This is a genomic window from Candidatus Allofournierella excrementigallinarum, assembly GCF_944388085.1.
Taxonomy (GTDB): Bacteria; Bacillota; Clostridia; order Oscillospirales; family Ruminococcaceae; genus Allofournierella_A; species Allofournierella_A excrementigallinarum.
On sequence record NZ_CALXHK010000015.1, the window covers coordinates 12,431 to 31,069 of the forward strand.

Annotated in this window: 18 protein-coding genes; 11 read left to right on the top strand and 7 right to left on the bottom strand. The window is 64.8% G+C overall.

Annotation, left to right across the window (positions count from 1 at the left end; genetic code table 11):
* Nucleotides 1-46: 46 nt before the first annotated feature.
* The 3 genes from ACH2AT_RS04365 to ACH2AT_RS04375 all read left to right on the top strand — a co-directional run bounded on the left by ACH2AT_RS04365 (nucleotide 47) and on the right by ACH2AT_RS04375 (nucleotide 3,470).
* Nucleotides 47-526 carry a MarR family winged helix-turn-helix transcriptional regulator gene (locus tag ACH2AT_RS04365; protein ID WP_394963978.1) on the top strand — a complete coding sequence of 160 codons (480 nt, stop codon included), beginning with the start codon at nucleotides 47-49 and terminating at the stop codon, nucleotides 524-526.
* A 355-nt stretch (nucleotides 527-881) separates the two neighbouring features.
* Nucleotides 882-2,213 (top strand): APC family permease, encoded by a 1,332-nt coding sequence (locus ACH2AT_RS04370; protein WP_394963980.1) that lies wholly within the window; start codon nucleotides 882-884, stop codon nucleotides 2,211-2,213.
* Nucleotides 2,214-2,276: 63 nt separating this feature from the next.
* Nucleotides 2,277-3,470, top strand: a complete 1,194-nt coding sequence (locus ACH2AT_RS04375; RefSeq protein WP_394963982.1) for a MalY/PatB family protein — start codon at nucleotides 2,277-2,279, stop codon at nucleotides 3,468-3,470.
* Between the two features lie 55 nt (nucleotides 3,471-3,525).
* Here ACH2AT_RS04375 and ACH2AT_RS04380 read toward each other — a convergent pair whose 3' ends face one another.
* The 6 genes from ACH2AT_RS04380 to ACH2AT_RS04405 form a co-directional block, all read right to left on the bottom strand.
* Nucleotides 3,526-4,458 carry a DUF3658 domain-containing protein gene (locus ACH2AT_RS04380; protein WP_394963983.1) on the bottom strand — a complete coding sequence of 311 codons (933 nt, stop codon included), beginning with the start codon at nucleotides 4,456-4,458 and terminating at the stop codon, nucleotides 3,526-3,528.
* A gap of 12 nt (nucleotides 4,459-4,470) precedes the next feature.
* The gene (locus ACH2AT_RS04385; RefSeq protein WP_394963985.1) at nucleotides 4,471-5,199 is read right to left on the bottom strand and encodes a hypothetical protein; all 729 of its coding nucleotides are present in this window, start codon (nucleotides 5,197-5,199) and stop codon (nucleotides 4,471-4,473) included.
* A 7-nt stretch (nucleotides 5,200-5,206) separates the two neighbouring features.
* Nucleotides 5,207-5,860: a hypothetical protein gene (locus ACH2AT_RS04390; RefSeq protein ID WP_394963986.1), complete on the bottom strand. Its 654-nt coding sequence runs from the start codon at nucleotides 5,858-5,860 to the stop codon at nucleotides 5,207-5,209.
* A 13-nt stretch (nucleotides 5,861-5,873) separates the two neighbouring features.
* The gene (locus tag ACH2AT_RS04395) at nucleotides 5,874-6,767 is read right to left on the bottom strand and encodes an ABC transporter ATP-binding protein (protein ID WP_394963987.1); all 894 of its coding nucleotides are present in this window, start codon (nucleotides 6,765-6,767) and stop codon (nucleotides 5,874-5,876) included.
* Nucleotides 6,764-7,150 (bottom strand): GntR family transcriptional regulator, encoded by a 387-nt coding sequence (locus ACH2AT_RS04400; RefSeq protein ID WP_394963988.1) that lies wholly within the window; start codon nucleotides 7,148-7,150, stop codon nucleotides 6,764-6,766. The genes ACH2AT_RS04395 and ACH2AT_RS04400 overlap by 4 nt, the downstream gene beginning before the upstream one ends.
* A 175-nt stretch (nucleotides 7,151-7,325) precedes the next feature.
* Nucleotides 7,326-8,528 carry an acetate/propionate family kinase gene (locus ACH2AT_RS04405; protein ID WP_394963989.1) on the bottom strand — a complete coding sequence of 401 codons (1,203 nt, stop codon included), beginning with the start codon at nucleotides 8,526-8,528 and terminating at the stop codon, nucleotides 7,326-7,328.
* Nucleotides 8,529-8,643: 115 nt separating this feature from the next.
* On the opposite strand from ACH2AT_RS04405, the gene ACH2AT_RS04410 reads away from it, so the two are divergent.
* The 4 genes from ACH2AT_RS04410 to ACH2AT_RS04425 all read left to right on the top strand — a co-directional run bounded on the left by ACH2AT_RS04410 (nucleotide 8,644) and on the right by ACH2AT_RS04425 (nucleotide 13,320).
* Complete coding sequence (locus tag ACH2AT_RS04410) at nucleotides 8,644-9,825, top strand: nucleotidyltransferase family protein (protein WP_394963990.1); 1,182 nt, start codon at nucleotides 8,644-8,646, stop codon at nucleotides 9,823-9,825.
* A 203-nt stretch (nucleotides 9,826-10,028) separates the two neighbouring features.
* Complete coding sequence (locus tag ACH2AT_RS04415; protein WP_394963991.1) at nucleotides 10,029-11,807, top strand: phosphoenolpyruvate carboxykinase (GTP); 1,779 nt, start codon at nucleotides 10,029-10,031, stop codon at nucleotides 11,805-11,807.
* 89 nt (nucleotides 11,808-11,896) lie between these two features.
* Nucleotides 11,897-12,583: a YoaK family protein gene (locus ACH2AT_RS04420; protein WP_394963992.1), complete on the top strand. Its 687-nt coding sequence runs from the start codon at nucleotides 11,897-11,899 to the stop codon at nucleotides 12,581-12,583.
* Between the two features lie 110 nt (nucleotides 12,584-12,693).
* Entirely contained in the window at nucleotides 12,694-13,320 is a 627-nt protein-coding gene (locus ACH2AT_RS04425) for a DedA family protein (protein WP_394963993.1), read from the top strand.
* 21 nt (nucleotides 13,321-13,341) lie between these two features.
* Here ACH2AT_RS04425 and ACH2AT_RS04430 read toward each other — a convergent pair whose 3' ends face one another.
* Nucleotides 13,342-15,129, bottom strand: coding sequence for an aminopeptidase P family N-terminal domain-containing protein (locus tag ACH2AT_RS04430; RefSeq protein ID WP_394963994.1), 1,788 nt, complete (start codon nucleotides 15,127-15,129; stop codon nucleotides 13,342-13,344).
* A 221-nt stretch (nucleotides 15,130-15,350) separates the two neighbouring features.
* Between ACH2AT_RS04430 and ACH2AT_RS04435 the strand changes: the two genes are divergently transcribed.
* From ACH2AT_RS04435 to ACH2AT_RS04450, 4 genes are all read left to right on the top strand, one after another.
* Nucleotides 15,351-16,472, top strand: a complete 1,122-nt coding sequence (locus ACH2AT_RS04435; protein WP_394963995.1) for a CobW family GTP-binding protein — start codon at nucleotides 15,351-15,353, stop codon at nucleotides 16,470-16,472.
* Between the two features lie 13 nt (nucleotides 16,473-16,485).
* Nucleotides 16,486-17,445: an outer membrane insertion C- signal gene (locus tag ACH2AT_RS04440; protein ID WP_394963996.1), complete on the top strand. Its 960-nt coding sequence runs from the start codon at nucleotides 16,486-16,488 to the stop codon at nucleotides 17,443-17,445.
* 302 nt (nucleotides 17,446-17,747) lie between these two features.
* Complete coding sequence (locus tag ACH2AT_RS04445; protein ID WP_394963997.1) at nucleotides 17,748-18,110, top strand: BlaI/MecI/CopY family transcriptional regulator; 363 nt, start codon at nucleotides 17,748-17,750, stop codon at nucleotides 18,108-18,110.
* A gap of 153 nt (nucleotides 18,111-18,263) precedes the next feature.
* Nucleotides 18,264-18,590 (top strand): hypothetical protein, encoded by a 327-nt coding sequence (locus tag ACH2AT_RS04450; RefSeq protein ID WP_394963998.1) that lies wholly within the window; start codon nucleotides 18,264-18,266, stop codon nucleotides 18,588-18,590.
* The last annotated feature ends 49 nt before the right edge of the window (nucleotides 18,591-18,639 follow it).

Here is an 18,639-nt window from a genome sequence, read left to right on the forward strand (position 1 = left end):
GCGATGTGAAATCAGCGCAGAACTGCCAGAAAAGCGAGGAAACGGAATGGAGCGCGTGGAACTGATCCGGGCCCTGATGGAGGAAAAGCGCCGCGGCATGGAGGCCTATGAGCGGTATCTGAACGAAAAGCACCTTTATGCCCCCGGCATGATGCTCTACATGCGGGAGGCGCACTTTCTCACTGCGGTCGGCCCCGGCGGCGAGCCCACCGTTTCGGAGCTGGCCGCCCGTCTGGGCGTGACCCATGGGGCGGTGTCGCAGCTGGCCGGCCGCCTTGAAAAAAAGGGGCTGGTGCAGCGCACCGCGAACCCCAAAGACCGTCGCCAGTCCATCGTGCGGCTCACCGACGCCGGCAAGGAATTGTGCCGCCGCCACCAGGCTGCCGACCAGCGCAACTACGGTTACATCAGCCAGTGGCTGGACGGCTTTTCCGACGAAGAAGTCAGCCTTGTGCTGCGCTACGAAGCCCGCATGCGCGATTTGTTCGAGACGGTGAACAAGGACATTGGCGAGCGATTGTTGTGAAAATACACAAATACTCTTGCAAAAGACCTCTGTTTTGCCAAATTGACAAAGCAGAGGTCTTCTTTTTATAATTTATGTTAGCAGCTAACAAGTTTTCCGACATGGCAAACCTGCCTTTTTCCATCGCCGGAAGGCCCGGCGGTTTCTTTTTGGGCAAATAGGTTAGCAGCTAACAAAAAGGGCCCCTGCCGACGGGAGCGCCGGCTTTTTGAAACACATTTGCGTTAGCATGTAACGAATTGAAAGGAAGGTGCAGGCCAAAATCGCCCCGGGCAGGGCACAGGGCCCGGCGGGGCGGCGGGGAAACGATCGCATCTCAACGCTGCAACGACCTGAATCAAGGAGGAATCAAACCATGTCTCAAACTGAAACCGGCGCCCAGAACAAAAAACTCACGCGCACCGACCTGTTCTCCATGGCCATCGGCCAGATCATCGGCGTGGGCATCATGACCATGACCGGCATCGCCATCGGCTTCACCGGCCGGTCGGTGAATCTGGCTTATCTGCTGGCGGGCGTGCTGACCATCGTGTCCGCCATTCCCCAGATCTACATCGGCGGCACCGCCAATTTCCCCGGCGGCCAGTATTCCCAGATCGCCGTGCTGGCGGGCCAGAAGCTGGCCGGCATCTACACCTTCGTGAACCTGGCCATGTCGCTGGCCATCTCCATGTACACCCTGTCCTTCGCCGACTACTTCCTGGCCCTGGTGCCCGGCGTGAACGTGAAGCTGCTGAGCTTCATCGTGCTCACCGCCCTGTTCGGCATGCACCTGTTCGGCATCAAGCAGGCGGCGCGCCTGCAGAACATCCTGTGCGTGGTGCTGGCGGTGGCCATCGGCGCCTATGTGGCGTTCGGCATCGGCCACATCCAGCCGGACTACATGGCTCCTGACCAGTTCATGACCGGCGGGATCACCGGCTTTCTGCTGGCCTCCGTGTATCTGAACTTCGCCTGCGGCGGCGCGACCTATGTGGTGAATTACAGCTCCCAAGCCAAGAACCCCACCAAGGACATTCCCTTCGTCATCATCGTTTCCACCGGCGCCATCGTGGTGCTGTATGCTGTGATGAGCACCATCGCCGCCGGCGTGCTGCCGGTGAGCGAGGTGGCGAACCAGCCCCTGAGCGTGTCCGCCGCTGTGTTCATGCCCGGCCCGGTCCACACCTTCTTCGTGGTGGGCGGCGCCATCTTCGCGCTGCTGACCACCCTGAACTTCTCCATCGGCATGATGACCTATCCCGCCCTGCGCGCCTGCAAGGACGGCTGGCTGCCCAAGGGCCTGGCCACCTGCAACAAGAAGTTCGGCACCCCCCACTGGATCCTGCTGGCCTTCTACCTCATCGGCCTGGTGCCCATCCTCGTGGGCCTGGACCTGACCACCGTGGCCAACAGCACCGTGATCCTGACCACCGCGATCCGCGGCGTCATCGCCTACTCGGCGCTGCGCCTGCCCAAGATCATGCCGGAACTGTGGGGCCAGTCCAAGTTCCATGTGAGCGGCACGGTGCTGAAGGTGGTCTGCGGCCTGACCCTGGTCATCACCGTCATCTCCATCGTGCTGCTGCTGGTGAGCACCGCGCCGGTGCAGATCCTGGGCAACTGCTGCATCCTGGCTTTGGCCGTGGTGCTGGCCTTCGCCCGTAACCGCCATGTCAAGCTGGAGGCAAACTACACCGCGAAATAAGCCTGCCGGCGGCTGTGCCGGCAGGCCCCCGCCGCCGGCGGGGGAACGAAGGAGGAAAGACCCATGACATACGATTTTGACCGTAAAGTGGACCGCAAGAGCACCAACGACATGAAATGGCACGCCAAGGCGGTGAGCATGTATCTGCACCGGGAGATCCCCGAGACCATGATCCCCATGTGGCTGGCGGACACCGAGTTCGCCTGCCCGCCCTGCATCGTGAAAGCGGTCGAGGCGCGGGCCGCCAAGGAGATCTTTGGCTACTGCGCCCCCATGGAGAGCTACTACGCCGCCGTGTGCGGCTGGCAGAAGCGCCGCCACAACTGGGATGTGTCCCCCGCGTGGGTGACCCAGCTGCCCTCGGTGGTGGCGGGCATCAACATCGCCATCCGCGCCTTCAGCCAGCCGGGCGACGGCGTCATCATCCAGCAGCCGGTGTACGACCCCTTTGCCACCATCGTGCAGCAGGCGGGCCGCACCGTGGTGAACAACGCGCTGGTGGAGACCGAGCACGGCTTTGAGATGAACTTCGACGAGCTGGCCCGGCTTGCGGCGAAGCCTGAGAACAAGATCATGGTGCTGTGCAGCCCCCACAACCCGGTGGGCCGGGTGTGGAAGGAGGAGGAGCTGCGCCGCGTGGCGGACATCTGCGCCGCCAACGACGTGCTGCTGGTGTGCGACGAGATCCACAGCGACATCGTCTACACCGGCCACCGGCACATCCCCATCCTGGCGCTGGACGAAAAGTACAGCCAGAAGTGCATCCTGCTCAACGCCCCCGGCAAGACCTTCAACGTGGCGGGCCTCAAGTCCAGCTACTCCATCATCCCCAGCGAGGAGCTGCGCAAGGCCTTCAACGCCATGCAGGTGGCCATGTCGCTGGATGTGAAAAACACCTTCGGCCTGGAGGGCACCATCGCGGCCTACACCGGTGAGGGCGAGGAGTGGATGGAGCAGGAGCTGGCCTATCTGGAGCAGAACATGGCCTTTGCATCGGAATTTGTGGAAAAGAACATGCCCGGCGCAAAGCTGCCCAAGCCGGAAGGCACCTTCCTGGGCTGGCTGGACCTGCGGGGCCTGGGCCTTTCGGACGAGGAACTGTTCCGGCGCATCGTGCTGGAGGCGGCGGTCATCTGCGTGCCCGGCGGCTGGTTCGGCCCCGGCGGAGAGGGCCACATCCGCCTGAACGCGGGCTGCCCCCGCGCCATGCTGCAGGAGGCGCTGGAGCGCATCCGCGACGTGCTTTACAAGAAATAAGAAAACGAAGGGGAGCCCCCATGCCTTTTGCATGGGGGCTCCTTTTTTGCGTATTTCAAAGGCCGGCCTTGCGCAGCACCCGGTCGTAGACCGGGCGGCCGGGGCGCGGGCCCTCGATTTCTTCCAAAAGACCTTTCTGCACCAGCGCCTCGATGCGTCTGGCGGCAAAGCCATCGCTCACGCCGGGGCGCAATGTGCACAGCAGCCGCCCGATGGCCTCGGCCTCCCGGAACTCTTGCGGCTGGGCGCGCAGGACCTCCAGCACGAAGCAGTCGTAAAAATCCTCCGGAACGCTCACAAGGCGGCCGTTCACCACCACCCGCAGGGGGGCGTTCTGCGCCGCCAGCAGCGCCCACTCCTGGGCCAGGGCGTTCAGCGCCGGGGCGGGCAGGGGAGTGGGGTCGGCCAGCGCGGCCCAGTGCCAGGGCTCCACTTCGCCCCAGCCGTCGTACCGCACCGCGGTGCCGTCCGGCCGTGCTTCAAACTCCGGCAGCCGCACCCGTTCCACTCGCAGCTTGTCAAAGCCCAGAGGCCGCAGCCAGGCCGCCAGAGAACGGATGCCGCAGGCAGCGTCCGCACCGGGGCTCTGCCACACCCGCACCACTTCGCCGCAGGCGGCCCGGCGGCGCAGGGTTTCCAGCGCCCCGCGGGCTTCGGCCAGCATCTTTTCGGCCACCTCCGCGTTCTCGGCGCTGTCCATGGCCCAAAGACCCGCCAGCTCCGCCTTGCGTTTTTCGCCCGGTTCCGCCTCGGAAATATCCCCCACGCTCAAAGCCAGGGGCAGGCAGACCACGTCGGCGGGCCTGCCCTCCATAGGCAGGGCTCCGGCGGCCCGCTGCCTTTGGCGGGCGGACTCCCGCTTTGCGGCAAGGCGGCCCAGAGGCCCGCCCGCGCCGCCGATGACGGCCACCGCCGCCGCGCCCCCCGGGCCGGAGAGCGCCACCCGCAGGCTGCCTTTTTCCGAGGTGGAAAAGACCACATGCACCATGCTTTTGCCTCCTTACCAGCGCACCACCGCGTGAAGCAGCGACCACACCGCCCACACAAGGCCCGCGGCCGCCAGCACCGCCGCGCCCGCGACCAGGCCGAAGCTCCATTGGCCGACGAGATAGGCGTTTTTGCCCAGCAGCTGCGGCCCGAAGCACGCGGCCATCCACAGGCCCCACAGCGCCCAGGCGCCTTTGGGGCCAAAACGCTGGACCAGCGCCCCGCAGAAAAGGCCCGCCGCCAGCGCCGCCGCCCACAGCAGCGGGTACCACCACCAGGCCAGCACGAAGTCCTCGATCTGAAGCAGGGCGGCCTGGGCGGGCCCGCTGCCCTCAGGCAGCGGCATGCCCAGACCCAGCTTCCAGCCTTCAAAGCCCGCCAGTTTCGCCCAGAGGCCGGGCAGCAGAAAGCGTTCCGCCAGCGCCAGAAGGGCGGCCAGGCTCATGGCGAAGGCGCCTTCCAGGGCCAGCAGCGCCACCACCAGCCCCAGGCTCTGCCGCCGGGTGCGGCCAAAGCGCAGAGCGGTGTCGAACATCACCGACGAGTTGGTGAAACTCATGATGAACAGGGAGAAGGCCCCCACGATGGGCAGCACGATACCCGCCAGAAAGATGCCGGTGTCCGGCTTCATAAAGGCCATCACGCAGAGGATGACCACCTCGCCCAGCAAAAACAGCCCGCCGGTGACCGCGGCGTAAAGGGAGAAATCCTCGGCGTTCATCTTCAGAAATTTTTTAAACATGGCCCTGTCACCTCACCACATAGCCTTTGAGATAGCGATACAAGAATGCGTCCGCCACTGCGGCGGCCAGGCCCAGCGCCAGGGGCAGCAGCCAGGGCAGGCTGCCCCACCCTTCGCCGGAGAAGGCGCCGCCGGTGATGACCAGCCAGAAAGTGCCCGCCAGCAAGAGCAGCACCGCCAGAACGATGAGCAGGCCCCCGAGAAGGCGGCTGCGGATCATCATCACGCCGCTGAGCACCCCCAGCACCGCAGCGGCGGCCCCTGCCGCCAGAAAGGCAGGGCTGGTGTTGAGCATCAGCGCCGTGGCCGCCCCCTCCCTGGGCCAGCCGCACCACACAGGCAGGGCGGAAAACAGGGCCGAGATGGCCCAGCCGCCCACGGCATAGACCGCCAGCATCCCCTGGATCGCAGCGAACAGGGCGTTGCGGGTAGCCCCGAAGTTGAGGGCCAGGGTGAGGATGCCGGTCATGGAAAAGGCCATCATGAACAGGATGAACAGCGCCAGGGCGGGGAAGCTGTCGAAGTAGGTGGAAAAAAGGTTTGAGTTCCCCGCCGGCACGCCGGTGACGAAGGCCCCGGCCACGATGACCGCCGCGGCGGCGGCGAAAATGGCGAGATTCATAAGGGAAAAACGAAGCAGGAACCGAAAACAGCGCGCCATGCCGCCACCCCCCTCATTCCACCGGCTCGTGGCCGCACAGCGCCACGAACACGTTCTGCAGGTTCATGGGAGAAACGTCCACGTCGCCTGCGCCTTCCAGATCGGCGGCCCGGCGGCCGGCGGTGTCCCGCACGGCGGCGGTCTTGCGGCGGCCCATGGCGCGCTGGTGCACCACCGTCATCCCTTCGCACACCCGGTCCACCTCCTCGGCCGCGCCGGACACATAGCGGAACTGGTCCACCAGTTCTTCCGTCTCCGCGTTTTCGATGATGCTCCCGCCGTCCAGAATGAGCACCCGCTCGAACACCGACGCGGCCTCCTCAATGATGTGGGTGGAGATGATGAAGGTGCGGCCGGTGCGGGCGTAGTCCTCCAGCAGCAGCTGATAAAACCGCTCCCGGGCCACCACGTCCAGGCCCGCCACCGGCTCGTCAAGAATGGTGATGGGCGCGTTGCTGGCCAGGGCGATGAGGATGGTCACCATCGAAAGCTGCCCCTTGGAGAGCTGGCTCACCCGCTTTTTCTCCTCCACACCGAATTCTTTCAGCAGCCGCCGGGCGTATTCCTCATCCCAACGGGGATAGAAGGTGGCCCCGGCCTGCAGGTAGTGGCGGACTTTCAGATTGTTCTGACCGTAGAACAAAGTGGTCTGGAGCTCCCGGGAAAAGCACAGGTCCTCCAGGGCCCTGGGGTTTTCCCACACCGGCTCGCCGTTATAGGTCACTTCGCCCGAATCGTGGGTGTTCTGGGCGGTGAGGATGCCCAGAAGGGTGGTCTTGCCCGCGCCGTTGCGCCCGATGAGCCCGTAGATTTTGCCCGGCTCGATGGTGATGTCCAGATTTTTCAGCACCTGTTTGTCCTTGTAGGATTTGCACAGGCCCTTCGCCTGCAAAATTCCGCTCGTCATGCCTTCTCTCCTCCTTCATGTTCGATGGCCTCTTTCACCATCGCCAAAAGTTCTTCCTTGCCAAGGCCCAGGGACCTGGCCTCCCGCAGAAGGGGCAGCACATACTCCTCGCCCAGGGCCTTGCGGCGCTTTTCCTTCACCGCGGCGGTGGCGCCGGGGGAAACGAACATGCCGATGCCCCGCCGCTTGTAGAGCACGCCCTCCGCCACCAGCAGGTTGATGCCCTTGGCCGCCGTGGCCGGGTTGATGTTATATTCCCTGGCCAGCTCGTTGGTGGAGGGCACCTGCTCCTCCTCCCGGTAAACGCCCCGGAGGATGTCGTCCTCCAGCATCTGCGCGATCTGCAGATAGATCAGCGACTGGTCGTTCAAACTTCCATGCACGCAGTTCACCTCCGCCCACTGTTCGTTTGTTAATTACTTGTGTAACTAACCATAGCACCTTCGGGCCGCTTTGTCAAGAGCCGGGATGGAAAAATGTGCGCCGGCAGGGCAAAAACGCAAAAAAAGGGCCGCCCCGGCACCATGCCGGGGCGGCCCTTGAAAAACCGGGAATGATTTACTTCGCGGTCACCAGCGCCAGCGTGTCGCGGGCGATCATCAGCTCCTCGTTGGTGCAGACCATCAGCACCTTCACGCGGCTGCCGGCGGCGGACAGGTCGATGATGTCGGCGCCGCGCTGCTTGTTCTTCTCCTCGTCCAGCTTGATGCCCAAAAACTCCATGTTCTTGCACACCTGCTCGCGCACATAGCCGTCGTTCTCGCCGATGCCGCCGGTGAACACGACGCAGTCCAGCCCGCCCATCGCGGCGGCGTAGGCGCCCACGTACTTCTTGATCTGGTAGTTCAGCATATCGCTGGCCAGCTTGGCCCGCTCGTTGCCCGCGGCGGCGGCGGCCTCCACGTCCCGCTTGTCGCTGGACACGCCGGACACGCCCAGCAGGCCGCACTTCTTGTTCAGGTAGTCGGCCATCTCCTGGCCGTGGATGCCCAGCTTCTGCTCCATGTAGGTCACCACGCTGGGGTCAACGTCGCCGCAGCGGGTGCCCATCAGCACGCCGGCCAGCGGGGTCAGGCCCATGCTGGTGTCCACGCACTTGCCGCCGTCCACGGCGGTGATGCTGCTGCCGTTGCCCAGGTGGCAGGTGACCATCTTCAGCTCGGCGGGGTCCTTGCCCAGGAACTTGGCGGCGGCCATGCTCACATAGCGGTGGCTGGTGCCGTGGGCGCCGTAGCGGCGGATGGCGTACTTCTCGTACATCTCGTAGGGCACGCCGTACATATAAGCCTTGGGAGGCATGGTCTGGTGGAAGGTGGTGTCGAAAACCACCACGTTGGGCACATCGGCGCCGAACACCTTCTTGGCGCTGCGCAGGCCCTGCACGTGGGCCAGGTTATGCACCGGGGCCAGGGGGGCGATCTCCTCGATCTTGTCAATGATGGCGTCGGTGACGATCTCGCTTTTGGTGAAGAACTCGGCGCCCTGCACGATGCGGTGGCCGATGGCCCCGATCTCGCTCTTGTCCGCCACCACGGCGCCCTCGCCGGTGGTCATCATCTCCACCACTTTCATAAAGGCCTCGGTGTGGGTGGGGAAGGGCACCTCCTCGCTCCACTTGCCGCCGTGGGCCTGATGGGTGATCTTGCTGCCCTCGATGCCGATGCGCTCGCAAAGGCCCTTGCAGAGCACGCTCTCGTCGGCCATGTCGATGAGCTGATACTTCAGCGAGGACGAACCGCAGTTGATAACCAGGATTTTCATTGATGCTTCCTCCCAAAACTGTTTCTGGCGGCTCCTGCCGCCCGGATTTACATTGTCCATTCACTATTATATAATGGGAAAAACCGCTTTTCAAGGCAAAAAGGGGGCCAAACCCATGAAAAACGCCGGCATCATCGCCGAATATGACCCGTTCCACGCCGGCCACGCCTGGCAGATCGCCGAGGCGCGCCGCCGGGGCGCCGAAGCGGTGGCCGTCTGCATGAGCGGCGACGTCACCCAGCGGGGCGGCGCGGCGCTGCTGCCGCCCTCGGTGCGGGCCGCAGCGGCCCTTGGCTGCGGGGCCGACCTGGTGCTGTGCCTGCCGAACCCCTATGCCTGCCTTTCCGCCGAGGGCTTTGCCGCCGCCGGGGCGGCTGTTTTGAGCGCGCTGCCCGCGGTGGACACCCTGGTGTTCGGGGCGGAAACGCCGGACACGGCGGCCCTCGAGCGCACTGCCGGGGCCCTGCGCTCGAAAGGCTTTTCCGCCGCCCTGGCCCGCAGCCTTGCGGGGGGCGCGCCCTTTGCCGCCGCCCGGGCCGCCGCCGCCGAAGAAGAATGCCCCGGGGCGGGGGCGGTGCTGGCGGGCCCCAACAACAACCTGGGCGTGGAGTACTGCAAGGCCCTGGCCGCCCAGGGCAGCCATATTTCGCCCCTGGCCCTGCCCCGCAAGGGCGCGGCCCACGGCGAGGCGGAGCCCGGCGCCGGGGGCTTTGCCAGCGCCTCCAGCCTGCGAGGCCTCTGGGCGAAAGGGGGCGCGGCGGCGCTGGAGGGCTATGTGCCCGCGGCGGCGCTGGCCCTTTATAAAGAGGCCGAAGCCGCCGGGCAAGACCTGGACGAACGGGCTTGGGGCCTGGCTCTGCTCTCCCGCCTGCGGGGGATGGACGCCGCCGCCTTTGCCCGCACCCGGGGCACCGCCGAAGGGCTGGAGCATCTTCTGGAAAACGCCGTGCGCGCCGCCGCAGACCTGCCGGGCCTTTACGACGCCATGAAGTCCAAGCGCTATGCCCACGCCCGGCTGCGCCGCTATGTGCTGGCGGCGGCCCTGGGCTACACCGGCGAACTGCCCGCCCTGCCGCCCTATGTCCACGTGCTGGCGGCAAACCGGCGGGGCCTGGCCCTTCTGCGGGGGGCAAAAAAGCCCGCCGGGGCCTCCCTGGCCCGCCTTTCGCGGGAAAACGAGGCCTGCCGTGCGGCGGCCGCCGCTCACGCCGCCGCCGCGGACCTTGCGGCCCTCTGCCGCCGCGCCCCCGGCCCCATGGGCGGCTGTTACACCGAAAAACCGCTGCTGGTTGGTTGAAAGGAGCAGAAATCGTCAAAAATTAGACAAAGTTTTGAGCGAAACAGAAAACTTTTGCACTTTCGGTTTTTTAACAAAAATTCCATTGCCGTTTTTTGGGCGCGGAAGTATAATGGCTACAATGGGTGCAACTGGCAAACTTTTTTCAGCGCCCCTGGCGCGGGGTTTGCCCCCGAACATGAAGAGAGGATTGGTGAAAGCGTATGACAACGAACAAACACGTTCTGACCTGGCTGGACGAGATGGTCGCCCTGGTGAAGCCCGACAAGGTCGTGTGGATCGACGGCAGCGAGGAGCAGCTCACCGCCCTGCGGGAAGAGAGCTTCAGGACCGGCGAAATGGTGCCCCTGAATGAGGAACTGCTGCCCGGCTGTGTGCTGCATCACACCGCGGTGAACGACGTTGCCCGCGTGGAAGGCCGCACCTACATCTGCACCAAGAAGCGTGAGGACGCCGCCCCCATCAACAACTGGATGGAGACCAGCGAGATGAAGGCCAAGCTGATCCCCATGTACGACGGCTGCATGAAGGGCCGCACCATGTACGTCCTGCCCTACTGCATGGGCCCCATCGGCAGCCCCTTCAGCAAGGTGGGCATCGAGCTGACCGACTCCATCTATGTGGTCATGAACATGGACATCATGACCCGCATGGGCAAGCAGGCGCTGGACCAGCTGGGCGACTCCAACGACTTCGTGCGCGGCTTGCACTCCAAGGCCAAGATGGAAGAGGAGAACCGCTACATCGTGCAGTTCCCCGAAGAGAACACCATCTGGTCCATCAACTCCGGCTACGGCGGCAACGTGCTGCTGGGCAAGAAGTGCTTTGCGCTGCGCATCGCCAGCTACCAGGGCCTGAAGGAAGGCTGGATGGCCGAGCACATGCTCATCCTGGGCATCGAGGACCCCGCCGGCCATGTGGAATACATCACCGCCGCCTTCCCCTCCGCCTGCGGCAAGACCAACCTGGCCATGCTGATCCCGCCCGAAGTTTACGCCAAGCAGGGCTACAAGGTGTGGACCGTGGGCGACGACATCGCCTGGATGCACATCGGCGAGGACGGCCGCCTCTACGCTATCAACCCCGAGAACGGCTTCTTCGGCGTGGCCCCCGGCACCAACGAGAAATCCAACCCCAACGCCCTGCACACCACCATGAAGAACACCATCTTCACCAACGTTGCCCATAACCTGGACAACAACACCGTCTGGTGGGAAGGCCTGGACAAGAACCCCCCTGAGAACGCCGAGGAGTGGACCGGCAAGAAGGTCAACGGCAAGGAGTGGGTGGCCGCCGGCAACAAGCTGGCCCATCCCAACAGCCGCTTCACCGCCCCCGCGGTGAACTGCCCCTGCCTGAGCAAGGAGTTCAATAACCCGAATGGCGTGCCCGTCACCGCCATGGTGTTCGGCGGCCGCCGCGCCAAGACCGCTCCGCTGGTGTTCCAGAGCTTTGACTGGAACCACGGCGTGTATGTGGGCAGCGCCATGGCCTCCGAGACCACCGCTGCCGCCGCCGGCGCCGTGGGCGTCGTGCGCCGCGACCCCATGGCCATGCGCCCCTTCACCGGCTACAACATGGGCGACTACTTCGGCCACTGGATCGAGATGGGCAAGAAGCTGGGCGGCAAGGCCCCCAAGATCTTCCACGTCAACTGGTTCCGCACCGACGACGAAGGCCATTTCATCTGGCCCGGCTTCGGCGACAACATGCGCGTGCTGATGTGGATGCTCAAGCGCTGCAAGGGCGAAGTGGAGGCCGTGGAGACCCCCATCGGCTACCTGCCCAAGGCCGAAGACATCGACATCACCGGCCTGGAGGATGTCACTCTGGACACCGTCAAGGGCCTGCTGAGCGTGGATAAGGGCCTGTGGCTGGAGGACTGCGACGGCGTCGAGGCCCTCTACGACGAGATCGGCGAGCGCGTTCCCGCTGAGCTGCGCGCCCAGCTGGCCGCCCTGCGCGAGCGCCTTTCCAAGTGAATTTTCCCCAGCCGAGCAAGCTGTGGCCCCCGGGAGACCGGGGGCCATTTTTGAGCCGGTAAAGCGGGGACAAAGAGGGGAGAAAGTCAATGAACGAACAGCGTGTGCAGACCAGCGAAGCGCTGCGGGTGGGCCTTGTGCTGGCGCTGGCGGGCGGCTATCTGGACGCCTACACCTACCTTTGCCGCGGCGGGGTGTTCGCCAACGCCGAGACCGGCAACATGGTGCTGCTGGGCGTGAAGCTGGCGGCGGGCGACTGGGCCGGGGCGGCAAAATACCTGCCGCCCATCTTCGCCTTTTTTCTGGGCGTGCTGGCGGCGGAGGCCATCCGCCGCAGGGGCAAGGCGGCCCCGGCGGCAAAGCTGCACTGGCGCCAGTGGGTGCTGGCGCTGGAGATCGGTGTGCTGGCCGCCGCGGCTTTTGCGCCGCTGGGCGGCGCGTGGGACATGGCGGTGAACTGGGCGGTGAGCTTCGTGTGCGCCTTACAGGTGGAGAGCTTCCGCCGGGTGCACGGCAAGGCCTACGCCACCACCATGTGCACCGGCAACCTGCGCAGCGGCACCGAGCTGCTCTATCAGTACTTCCAGACCCGGGACCGGGGCATTTTGCGCTCCAGCCTGCGCTATTACCAGGTCATCGCGGCTTTTATCGCCGGCGCGGCGGGCAGCGCGGTGCTGGCCGGGCCTCTTGGCCAGTGGTCGGTGCTGGCAGCCTGCGTTCTGCTGGCGGCGGTGCTGCTGGCCTTGAGCCGGGCCGAAGTGACCAGCCGGGAATAAAACGCACAGAGCGGCCGCTCCGGGTCTTGCGGGGCGGCCGCTCTTTTACTTTCCGCCCCGGCATATCTCCACCCGCCGCGAATAAAATGATACAAAAGGGGGCGGCGGGCATGGAGCAGTGGATCACGGGCGTGATGGAGGACTTCGGCTATCCGGGCATGGCCCTGCTCATCGCGGTGGAAAACCTTTTCCCGCCCATCCCCTCGGAGGTCATCCTCACCTTCGGGGGCTTTCTCACCACCCGCACCGCGCTGGATGTGTGGTGGGTGGTGGCCTGGGCCACCCTGGGCGCGGTGGCGGGGGCGCTGGCCCTCTACGGCGTGGGCCGGGCGCTGGGCGGTGAGCGGATGAGCGCGCTGCTGGCGGGGCCCTGGGGCAAGCGGCTGGGCTTTGACGCCGAGGCCGCCGCCCGGGCCGCCGCCCGGTTCGAGCAAAAGGGCGCGAAAGCGGTGCTGGTTTGCCGCTGCGTGCCCATCCTGCGCAGCCTCATCTCCATCCCGGCGGGCATGGCCCGGATGAATCTGGCGCGCTTCCTGCTTTACACCACGGCGGGCAGCCTTGTGTGGAACGCCGCCCTGGTGCATCTGGGCGCGGCGGCGGGGGAGGGCTGGGCGCTGCTGGCCCGCCGCTTTGCGGACGCCTCCGGCGCGGTGCGCTGGCTGCTGATGGCAGCGGCGTCGCTGGCCATCCTTTGGCGGCTGGCCCGGAAAAAAGACAAAAAAAGTGCCGCCCGGTGAGGGGCGGCACTTTTTCTCTGCTTACGCCAGCGGCTGGGTCTTTTCCGCCAGCCAGGCCGCCTCGGCGGCGTTCAGATGGGGAGTCAGCTTCTCCCGCACCATCCGGTGGAAGGCGTTCAGCCATTCCTTCTCGTCCGCGTCCAGCAGCTCGGGCCGCACGGGGGTCAGGTCGATGGGGCAGCAGGTGATGGGCTCAAAGCCCAGGAACTGGCCGTACTGGTTTTTCACCCGCTCGCAGCACAGCAGCTCGTTCTCGATGCGGATGCCCACCTCGCCCTCTTCGTAGATGCCGGGCTCGTCGGTGACGATCATGCCGGGCTTGAACACCGTGTGGTTGGTGATGCGCAGGTTCTGGGGGCCTTCGTGCACGCCGCCCACAAAGCCCACGCCGTGGCCGGTGCCGCAGCGGTAGTCGATGCCGTGGGCCCACACCGGGGCGCGGGCGATCACATCCAGGTTGCCGCCGGTGCAGGTGTTCAAAAACTGGAGCTTCGCCATGTCGATGTGGCTCTTGAGCACATAGGTGTAGTAGGTGCGCTCGTTGTCGGTCAATTCACCCAGGGCGTAGGTGCGGGTGATGTCGGTGGTGCCGTCCAGATACTGGCCGCCGCAGTCCACCAGCAAAAAGCCCCTGGGGGCCAGGGTGGCGCAGTTGCCGGGGGTGGCGTGGTAGTGCATCATGGCGGCGTTGGCGCCCCAGGCGGCGATGGTGTCGAAGCTCACGCCGATGTTCAGCGCCTGCTCGCCCCGCAGGGCCGCCAGCTTTTCATCCACGTCCACCTCGGTCACGGCCTCGCCCGCGGCCATCTTCTCTTCCAGCCACATCTGGAACTTCACCATGGCCACGCCGTCCTTCACGTGGGCTTTTTTCAGGTTCTCGATCTCCACGGGGTTCTTCACGGCCTTCAGCGCCTGGATGGGGTCCTCGCCCGCCTTCAGGGTGAACGCGGGGTTTTCTTTGAGGGCGGAGTACACCGCCCAGTTGGTGCCCGCTTCGTCCACCAGCACCGTCTGGTCGTGGTGGTAGCCGGTGAGCGCGCCCAGCAGATGGCCGTATTCGGTGACCCGCACGCCCTGGCGGCCCAGGGCCTCCACGGCCCCGGCGGGCAGGCGGGCGGTGTTGATGAAGAGGATGGCGTCATCCGGGGTGACGAAGCAGTAGGCCAGGGCGAAGGGGGTGTTGTCCAGGTCGTTGGCCCGCAGGTTCAAAAGCCAGGCCACGCTGTCCAGCCGGCAGACCACCATGGCGCCCGCCTCCTGCTTTGCCAGCTCGGCCCGCAGGTCGGCCAGCTTGTCGGCGGCGCTGCGCCCGGCGTATGCTTCGTCCAGCAGGAACGCCTCGCTGGCGGGCACGGCGGGCCGGTCAGGCCAGTTGCCCTCCACCAGGTCCACGCTTTTGACGGTGGCGCCCTTCTTGGCCAGGGCCGTCTGCAGTTCCTTCATGGTGGAGGCGGCGGTGACCATGCCGTCCACCGCCAGCACCTGGCCCTCGCCCAAGGCGGCGGCGAGGTACTCCAGCAGGGTGGGCACGCCTTCCACGCCCATCTTCTGCAGTTCGATCTCGCTGCCCTCCAGCTGGCGGGCGGCCTGCACAAAATAGCGGCCGTCCACCCACAGGGCGCTGGCGGCCTCGGTGACCACCAGGTTGCCCACGCTGCCGGTGAAGCCGGAGAAATAGCGCCGGGCGGACCAGTGGGCGGGCAGATACTCGCTGATGTGGGGGTCGGAGGAGGGGATGAGGCAGGCATTGGCGCCGGCGGCCTTCATGGCGGCGCGCAGCAGCGCGATCTTTTCATTGGTGGAGAGCATAAACGCAAAACCTCGATTCTCAAAAAAATGCATGGGCAAACGCCCTTCGAGCCAAAATGACTGTTCCTATTGTAGCACGTCGAAGGCCGCTTGTTAAGCCCCGCCTGCGATTCGGGTGTTGACAAAACGGGTATAATAAAAGGTAGAGCGCAAGCGCCCGCAGCGCCTTTTCCGCGGCGCCGCGGGCCTTTTCCCCGATGGATAAAGAGAGAGGTAACACCATGACCAAAATTGATATTTTTTCCGGCTTTCTGGGCGCCGGCAAGACCACCCTGATCAAAAAACTCATCCGCGAGGCTTACGCCGGCCAGAAGCTGGTGCTCATTGAAAACGAGTTCGGCGAGATCGGCATCGACGGCGGCTTTTTGAAGGACGCCGGCATCCAGATCACCGAGATGAACTCCGGCTGCATCTGCTGCAGCCTGGTGGGCGATTTCCGCGAGGCGCTGAAAAAGGTCATCGACCAGTTCGCCCCCGACCGCATCCTCATCGAGCCCTCCGGCGTGGGCAAGCTCAGCGACGTGACCCGCGCCGTGGCCGCTGTGGCAAGCGAGCGGGAGGTGAAACTGAACTGCTTTGCCACCGTGGCGGATGTGAACAAGGTCAAGATGTATATGAAGAACTTCGGCGAGTTCTACAACGACCAGGTCTCCCACGCCAACGCCGTCATCCTCAGCCGCACCGGCTCTGCCGGCGAGCAGAAGGTGGCCGATGCGGTGGCGCTGCTGCGCACCGTCAACCCCGACGCGGTCATCATCACCACCGACTGGGCCCAGCTGTCCGGTGCGCAGATTTTGGCCGCCATCGAGGAAGGGCAGGACTTTGTGGCAAAGCTGCTGGCCCAGACCCTGGCCGAGCACGAGCATGAACACGAGCACGAGCATGAGCATGAGCATCATCACGGCCATGACCATGATGACCATTGCGAGTGCGGCCACGACCACGACCATCACGGCCATGACCACGACCACGAGCATGACGGGCATTGCGAGTGCGGCCACGACCACGAGCACCATCACGACCATGAGCATGACGAACATTGCTCCTGCGGCCATGACCATCATCACGCCGACGAGGTGTTTACGAGCTTTGGCCGCGAGACCGCCCGCACCTTCACCGCCGACGAGGTGAAGGCCGCCCTGGCCGCCCTGGACACCGGCAAATACGGCACCATCCTGCGTGCCAAGGGCATCCTGCCCGGCGAGGGCGGGTGGATCCACTTCGATTATGTGCCCGGCGAGGCGGACGTGCGCACCGGCGCCGCCGACGTGACCGGCCGTCTGTGCGTCATCGGCGCAAAGCTGAACGAGCCGGCGCTGGAGCTCATCTTCCATCTGGCGTAAAGGAGAGGACACAATGGCAGCGACTGAGATCCCGGTCTATCTGTTCCTGGGCCAGCTGGAAAGCGGCAAGACCACCTTCATCCAGGAGACCATGAACGACCCCAGGTTCGACAGCGGCGACAAGACCCTGCTGCTGGTCTGCGAGGAAGGCGAGGTGGAGTACCGCCCCGAGGAATTCGCCTTCGGCGGCGTCACGGTGGATGCCATCGACTTTCAGGCGGAGCTTACCCCCGGCCTTCTGGAAGAGAAAGCAAAAAAGAGCGGCGCGGGCCGGGTGCTCATCGAGTACAACGGCATGTGGCCCCTTTCGGCGCTGATGGAGGCGCTTCCGCCTCACTGGCTCATCTACCAGACCATCTGCACCGCCGACGGCGCCACCTTCCGCACCTATTTTGAGAACATGCGCCAGCTGATGCTGGAAAAATTCGCCGCCAGCGAGCTGCTGGTGGTCAACCGGGCCGAGGCGGTCAGCTCCTCCGACGACCGGGACTACATCCACAAGGCGGTGCGCCAGGCCAGCCGCCGGTGCGACATCGCCTATGAGTATTCCGACGGCAGCGTGGAGTACGACGACCTGCCCGACGAACTGCCCTTCGACATCGAGGCGGACGTCATCGACATCGGCGACGAGGACTTCGGCATCTGGTATCTGGACGCCTCCGAGGACCCGGACAAGTACAACGGAAAGACCGTGCGCTTCACCGCCCAGGTCTGCCAGACCCCCCGGGTGGGCCAGGGCCAGTTCGTGCCCGGGCGCTTCGCCATGACCTGCTGCGTGCAGGACATCCAGTTCGTGGGCTTCCCCTGCAAATACGACGAGGCCAAAAAGCTGGCCCAGCGCAGCTGGATCCGCCTCACCGCCAAGGTGCGGGCGCAGTTCCACCCGCTGTTCGGCGGCAAGGGCCCGGTTCTCACCGCCCTGGAGGTGGAGCCGGCCAGGCCCCTGGAACAGGATTACGTCACCTTCAGCTGAGCTTTGAGCGCTGATCGTGCAAATGAAGTGTTTTCGCCCCGCGGGCAATTTTGCCTGCGGGGCGCTTTATTTTTGTGCATTTCTTATAAAAATATGCGGGTATATACTACATAAATCGTCTACTATTGTCATAGAGACTTGCAAAAAGCGGGCGCATTAAGTGCAAAGTTACAAAAAAATCCCGACGGGGAAGTTTTATGCTGAAAAAGGGCGGGGGGTATGATATAGTAAAGTAAACAAGGGGATACTGCCCCCTTCTGCCAAAAAATAGCCTGTGGCAGGGCGGAAAGGACGGATCAACAGTGGAAACAGTAAAGCTGTTCGACGCAGAATGGAACCTGATGGAGATCGTGTGGGAGACAGCCCCCACCACGGCGAGCCGCATTGCCGGCATCGCCGGCCAGCGGTTCGGCTGGGCGAAAAACACCACCTACACGGTGCTCAAGCGGCTGATCGGCAAGGGCGTTCTGGAGCGCAGCGGGACCGACTTTACGGTGACGCCGCTGGTGACCCGCCGTCAGATGCAGCTTGTAGAGCTGAACAACCTGGTCGAAAAGCGGTTTGGCGGCAGCGAGGCGGAGATGCTGGAGGTGCTGTGCCGCGACGGCTGCCCTGACCCCGCGCACCGCCAGGCGCTGGTGCAGGTGCTGGAAAAACTGCGCTGAGCAAGGCGCATCGCGAAGGGAAGGGGCCGGCCTTTCGGGGCCGGCCCCTTCCCTTCGCCCGGTTTCGGTTGAAAGGGACGGCGGGCCGTGGTATACTAACACCATAGCGCTTTTTGGCGGCCCCCGCGCGGGGGCATGCAGAGGGAGGAAAATATGGGATTCATTCGCCGCTTTTTGTCCATCGGCTTAGGGCTTGCCGCGGGGGCCTTTGCCGTGAAGCTGCTGCGGGATTACAACAACGACGGCCACATCGAGGGCGAGTATGTGGAGGTGCCCCTGAGCGAGGGCGATGACGCCGCCCCCGCCGAAGAGGAAGAGCCACGCCGTGCGCCCCAAACGCCGGACCGGGGCCCGAACCCCAACCCGGTGGACCTGGGCGCGGCCGAAAAGCCCCTCACCGCCGACGGCAGGCTGGACGCCACCCGCATCGCCTGCGCCGAGGATTTCGGCGACTGGGATGACCTGGGCTGCCAGGGATGAACACTGAAAAAGGGCCCGCCGGGCTTGCCCCGGCGGGTCCTTTGCGTTT